Here is a 3,002-nt window from a genome sequence, read left to right on the forward strand (position 1 = left end):
TGTCAAAAGGGTATTAGAAAATGGTACGAACTTCAATGGGGCAGAAATCAAAATATATTTGAAGGTGAAAAGATCGTTTTTCCATTTAAAGCGAGTAGTAACAGATTTGCGATTGATAGGGGAAGCTATTTTAGTGCAGATGTATATGCACTTACATTAAAAGAGAATGTCCCGTTTACCTATGATTTTTTATTATATATATTAAATAGTAAAATATATGAATTTTATTTCAAGACCTTTGCGAAAAAACTAGGTGAGGATGCGTATGAATATTATCCAAATAATTTAATGAAATTATGTATTCCAGAAATGAAAGATTATAATGGCATGGATGAAAATTATTTATATGATTACTTTCACTTTAGTGAAGAAGAAAAAGAGATTATACTTGGAGAAGTATAATCTCTTTTTTATAATTTAGAATTATTAATTTGTTTAATAACTCTAAATCTAAGACTAATAAGTTCTATTTAAAAGGATTTTCTGATTTATAAAGCATTCCTTTCGGTTGATTAAATGATAATTCTTTGACTCCTAAGTATCTAAATAAATTGTAAATTGCTTTTCCATAATGGCCAAATGCAACTGCACCATGATGTGGAAATCTCTTTTCGATTAAGACATTACGATAGAATCTTGCCATCTCAGGGATTGCAAAAACACCAATAGAACCAAATGATCGAGTTGAAACGGGTAGTACTTCACCTTCTGCTACATATGCTGTTAATTCTGCCTCTGCATTGCTTTGTAAACGGAAGAATGTTATTTTACCAGGGATAATATCACCTTCAAGTGTTCCACGTGTTATGTTTGGTTCTACATTAGGTTCTAGGGATCTTGCCATAATTTTTTGAAACTTCATAGTACCACTTGTTAATTTGCAAGCAGCTGTGTTTCCACAATGAAAGCCCATAAATGTGTCTTTTAATGTATAATCAAATTTACCTTTAATTTCAGATTCATACATATCATTTGGTACCGTATTATTAATATCAAGCAATGTTACAACATCTTGACTTATACAAGTTCCTATATATTCACTTAATGCACCATAAATATCAACTTCACAGGATACAGGAATCCCCATTGCAGTTAATCTACTATTTACATAACAAGGTACAAAGCCGAATTGTGTTTGGAATGATGGCCAACATTTATTTGCAAAAACAACAAATTCTCTTGATCCTTTGTGTGCTTCTAACCAATCAAGTAAGGTTAGTTCATATTGAGCAAGTTTTGGTAAAATACCAGGCATTTTATTTCCCTTGCCGAGTTCTTTTTCCATGCTAGATATTACTTCAGGAATTCTTGCATCTTTAGCATGTTCATTGAAGGCTGCATATAAATCAAGTTCCGAATTTTCTTCAATTTCAACGCCTAGATTGTATAATTGCTTTATAGGTGCATTGCATGCTAAAAAATCTTGTGGACGAGGTCCGAAAGATATTATTTTTAAATTGTTAAGGCCTAGTAATGTAGTAGCAACTGGTACGAATTCTGAAATCATATAAGCAACTTCGCTAGCTGTTCCAACAGGATATGCAGGAATGAATGCCTTTATATTACGTAGTGCTAAATTGTAACTTGCATTTAACATTCCACAATAAGCATCCCCACGGCCATTCATTAAATTATCACCACTTTCCTCAGAAGCAGCAGCAAACATTACTGGTCCACCGAATTGTTTTGCAAGTAAGGTTTCTGAAGTTTCAGGACCAAAATTTCCAAGGTATACTACTAATGCATTTACACCAGCTTCTTTAACTTCTTTTATTGCTTTTAACATATCTGTTTCATTTTCAACTGTAGTTAAACATTCAAATATATCTACATTAGATTTTTTAGAAATTTTTACTACCGCTTTTCTACGGCTCTCAGATAACTCCATTGGGAAGCAATCTCTGCTAACTGCAACAATTCCTAATTTTAATTGTGGTAAATTCTTCATTTCTCATTCCTCCGATTATTTTATTATGAATAGTTATTCTATTTGTGTCCTATTTAATTGAAATGTTTTCCCCATTTAAGCCAATAAATGCTCCCTCAGCTCCTAAGTCTGTATCTTTGTGACCAATTAGCCATTTGTTTTTAGCAAAAAGTAAAGCATCTTCACCTGATTTGTTTATTTTATTTTCGAGTGGCAAATTAGTATCCCTAGGTAAAACAACAACACATTTAAAACCATCCTTATTTGCATTACAAGGGGCATAATGAAGTGTGGTTGCATAAACCTCAAGGATTGTACCAGCTGGAATTAAAAATGCTTCTATATTTGTAGTATCATATGAATAATCTTCTTTAATATCTTGAATACAACCTAAAAGTAAAATAAAATCAGTAACTGCGACATTTATTTCAGATGACCTATGATATTCCACAGCGTTCAGTAAATAATTGTTACCGTTACAGTATCCTATCTGAATAGGTAATTCACCAAATTCTCTTATTGATAGATCTTGTGCAATTTTTAAATTTTCTAATTCTTTAATTGAGGGTTCATAAATTACATCACTTGGTAATGGTGTCGTTTTCATTTTTTCGATTAATTCTAAGCAATTATATTTTTCTAAAACATGTCCATATTTTTTGAACTCAAGATCTGTAATTTTTTTAATAATCATAGTTATCATCCTTCCTATTTAAATTTTAGTTATTATAATAAATAACTTTTTAAATTCCCTTTAATAAGTCTATTCTACTATTCTTTTATAATTTTATCAACATATTTTGTAAACTATTTCATTTGATTAAAATTTTTTGATATTGCGGATTATTTAATAAAATATATAAAATAAATATGAAAAAATTAGAAATTATTAATAAGGATGGTATCAGTTAAATGTTAACTAAGACAAGATAATCAATGGAGGATGAGATATTGTAGTATATACTGACTAATGTGAAGGGGGGACATTTAATCGGAAAATATCGGAAAAGATTTTTTTTGTGGTGAATTGAAAAAGTAACTTCCACTTTGTAGAGTTAAGTTCCACTGTAAAAAA

3 protein-coding genes are annotated in these 3,002 nt (G+C 30.2%); 1 reads left to right on the forward strand and 2 read right to left on the reverse strand.

The genetic code is table 11. From position 1 onward, the window contains the following. Positions 1–402, forward strand: a 402-nt coding sequence (locus tag Q0649_RS07940) for a TaqI-like C-terminal specificity domain-containing protein (RefSeq protein ID WP_298839830.1), incomplete at its 5' end; no start/stop codon positions are given. A gap of 64 nt (positions 403–466) precedes the next feature. Here Q0649_RS07940 and Q0649_RS07945 read toward each other — a convergent pair. Together Q0649_RS07945 and Q0649_RS07950 are read right to left on the reverse strand one after the other, a co-directional pair. Then, on the reverse strand, positions 467–1,948 hold the full coding sequence (locus Q0649_RS07945) for an L-fucose/L-arabinose isomerase family protein (RefSeq protein WP_298839833.1): 1,482 nt from the start codon (positions 1,946–1,948) through the stop codon (positions 467–469). Positions 1,949–1,997: 49 nt separating this feature from the next. Then, positions 1,998–2,621: a DUF4867 family protein gene (locus Q0649_RS07950; protein WP_298839836.1), complete on the reverse strand. Its 624-nt coding sequence runs from the start codon at positions 2,619–2,621 to the stop codon at positions 1,998–2,000. Between the last annotated feature and the right edge of the window lie 381 nt (positions 2,622–3,002).

Source organism: uncultured Clostridium sp., assembly GCF_937920395.1.
GTDB lineage: Bacteria > Bacillota > Clostridia > Clostridiales > Clostridiaceae > Clostridium_AD.

What these genes read in the sequence shown, in the direction of transcription:
- Q0649_RS07945 (WP_298839833.1), bottom strand. Translation starts at nt 1,948, where the DNA reads ATGAAGAATTTACCACAATTAAAATTAGGAATTGTTGCAGTTAGCAGA.
- Q0649_RS07950 (WP_298839836.1), bottom strand. Translation starts at nt 2,621, where the DNA reads ATGATTATTAAAAAAATTACAGATCTTGAGTTCAAAAAATATGGACAT.